Source organism: Streptomyces sp. NPDC057565 (genome assembly GCF_042801455.1).
Taxonomy (GTDB): Bacteria; Actinomycetota; Actinomycetes; order Streptomycetales; family Streptomycetaceae; genus Streptomyces; species Streptomyces yanii.
Window position 1 is genome coordinate 1 of sequence record NZ_JBHVFU010000158.1, and the last position, 2,381, is coordinate 2,381.

5 protein-coding genes are annotated in these 2,381 nt (G+C 68.0%); 3 read left to right on the forward strand and 2 right to left on the reverse strand.

The window, feature by feature from the left end; all coding sequences use genetic code 11:
- Nucleotides 1-77 precede the first annotated feature (77 nt).
- Nucleotides 78-224 (forward strand): hypothetical protein, encoded by a 147-nt coding sequence (locus tag ACFU8W_RS52270; RefSeq protein ID WP_384052929.1) that lies wholly within the window; start codon nt 78-80, stop codon nt 222-224.
- Nucleotides 225-316: 92 nt separating this feature from the next.
- Here the strand turns inward: ACFU8W_RS52270 and ACFU8W_RS52275 are convergent, their stop codons facing one another.
- Nucleotides 317-757, reverse strand: coding sequence for a carboxymuconolactone decarboxylase family protein (locus ACFU8W_RS52275; protein ID WP_384052931.1), 441 nt, complete (start codon nt 755-757; stop codon nt 317-319).
- Nucleotides 754-1,419, reverse strand: coding sequence for a class II aldolase/adducin family protein (locus ACFU8W_RS52280; protein WP_384052933.1), 666 nt, complete (start codon nt 1,417-1,419; stop codon nt 754-756). The genes ACFU8W_RS52275 and ACFU8W_RS52280 overlap by 4 nt, the downstream gene beginning before the upstream one ends.
- Nucleotides 1,420-1,551: 132 nt before the next feature.
- Here ACFU8W_RS52280 and ACFU8W_RS52285 point away from each other — a divergent pair, with 132 nt between their 5' ends.
- Together ACFU8W_RS52285 and ACFU8W_RS52290 are read left to right on the forward strand one after the other, a co-directional pair.
- Nucleotides 1,552-1,947 carry a MerR family transcriptional regulator gene (locus ACFU8W_RS52285; protein WP_384052937.1) on the forward strand — a complete coding sequence of 132 codons (396 nt, stop codon included), beginning with the start codon at nt 1,552-1,554 and terminating at the stop codon, nt 1,945-1,947.
- Nucleotides 1,948-1,961: 14 nt separating this feature from the next.
- Complete coding sequence (locus tag ACFU8W_RS52290; RefSeq protein ID WP_384052935.1) at nt 1,962-2,093, forward strand: hypothetical protein; 132 nt, start codon at nt 1,962-1,964, stop codon at nt 2,091-2,093.
- Nucleotides 2,094-2,381: the final 288 nt, after the last annotated feature.

A 2,381-nucleotide genomic window follows, 5' to 3' on the forward strand; every position in this document is an offset into this window, starting at 1 on the left:
CGGCGCGCTGTCCACGGACGTCCCCTTCCCAGCATGACCAACCAGAAGATCATCCCACCCGGTCAGTCAACGCGACAGTGCCCCCTTCCGCGTTCAGCCAGATGCCGCACTTCCGGCCCCGCCGCCACCGGATGACCGCCACCGGCTACCGCACCGAGATGCGCCACCGCTTCGGAATGTGGAACGAGATCACCGGCACTACCGCCCTGCCCACCGAGGCCTGAACCAGAGGCGGAACCAAGCCCAGCACACCCCCGCACCCCCTCAAGTAACCGCGCACCAACAAGTTGGCAATGCCCTGAGTTGGACTTCTGTCTCAGAGCCGGATCGGGCCGCCCGCACGATCCGATGGTTTCTCTTCGCCGTCGTCTCCGTGCGGCAGGAGTTCGGCGATGATCTCGGTGCCGAGTGCGTACGCCGGCACGCCCGCGGTGATGAGCGCGGTCTCGGCGACGCCGATGAGGTCGGCGATGCCAGCTCCGGCGTGGAGTGCGCCTTGGGCGTGGATCCGGGCGGGGTGTGCCCGGCCAAGGGACAGCAGCTGCCCGAAGTGGACGAGCTGTTGCACCCGCGCTCCCAGCGGATTGTCGGTCAGCACGATGTGGCGCAGTGCCGCGATAGCCTCTTCGGTCGGCAGTCGGCCGAACTTGTGGGCCAGGCGCAGCCTCTCCTGCACCCCGCCGGGAACGGTTCCGAGGGTGGAGCGGTAACGGTCGCGTATGGCCTCCGTACGGGAGGCGAGGGTGTCGTCCGTCATGACCTGGCCCGCGCGATCGCGGCGCGCACGGCCTCCTGGGCGCCCGGGGGGAAGTCCACGGCCCCGCCGATCGCCGCGGCGGCGATCTCGGCTTCGGCGCTCTCCTCGATCGCCACCACGAGGTGGGCGGTGGCCGCCGAATCCGGGCCGAACACCAAGAGGCCGTGGTTGGCCAGCAGGACCGAGGCCGTCGTCGGGCACCGTTCCAGCACGTCGGCGATACCGCGCACCGACACGTCCGATCCGCGAGGTCCCCAGGGAACGACGGGGACGTCCTCGGCCTGTCCGAAGCGCAGCATCGGCTCGGTGCGGCAGGGCAACGGCCGGTGGGCCACGGCGAAGGCGGTCGCGGACGGCGAGTGGGTGTGGATGATCGCGCCCACGTGGGGGCGGGCCTTGTACACGGCGCTGTGCATGGCGATGATCTCGGCGCTGACGGACTGCAGCTCGCCTTCCAGGACCTGCCCGTCGAAACCGACGGTCGCCAGCTGTTCGGGCCGCAGGCCGCGGACGAACCCCGGCGTCAGCAGAAGGCGCTCACCGTCAAGCCTGGCGCTCAGGTTGGCGTGCCCTGAGTGGGACATCACCCCGGCCGCGAAAAGCTTCTCAGTGGCTTCCACCAGCTGGTCGGCCCGCTCTTTCCGTACGTACGTGTCGCTCATAGCGGTATCTCCAAGTGCGCTGCCAGCGGCCGCTCGTTCGCCGCTGTCCACGTGCCGACCACTCTTCAACTTGAACTAAGGTTTAAGTCAAATGCCGGAACCGGCGAGGAGCAGGAGGAGCGGAACGTGCGCATGACGATCGGCCGACTCGCCGAGATCACCGGAGTGCCCGCTTCGGCCATCCGGTACTGGGAGCGCCATGGCCTGCTGCCCGCGCCCGAGCGTGAGAGCGGCCAGCGGCGCTATCCGCCGGAGGCCGCCGAGCGGATCACGGTACTTCGCAAGTGCCAGCAGGCCGGGCTGACCCTGGTCGAGATCAACGAGTTCCAGCAGGAGCAGCCACGCAGAAAGGCGATGATCCGCGCCAAGATCAGCGAGATCGAGCAGCGCATGGTCGATCTCGACCACGCCCATCAGCTCCTGACCCATGCCCTCAAATGCAGCGAAGAGGACATCGTCAGATGCCCGAAGTTCCGAGACCAGATGGCGGCGTGGCAGACGCCGGATCCGGCGCCGTGCACTGTTTGAGGGGGACTGGCTGGTTGCGAAGTACTTTCTTCCGCCGCTGGCGCGAGCACGGGCTGATCACCGAGTTCCACGACCGGCTGCGGGCACGGGTGAGGGAACACGAAGGCCGTGAGTCCGATTCCACCGCGGGGATCATCGACGCGTAGTCGGTGCGGGCCGCCGCGACGGTGCCGGCCACCTCACGCGGCTACGACGGCGGGAAGAAGACATCCGATGCGGAAGAACTGTCAAGCGACCTCTGCGAGTTGAGAGTCTGACGGGGCGGGGAAGGCCACGGTTTCGCTGTAGTGGACGCGGCGTGTGAGGCAGTGGTGGAGGCAGCCGAGCATGCGGTTGAAGCAATGCCACGAAGTTAGCGTCGCAGCCGCCAAGTCAAGGGCGGCTGTCGGTGGGCGAAGCTTGAGGCGGTAGGCATTCGGGGGCGAGCTTGTAGG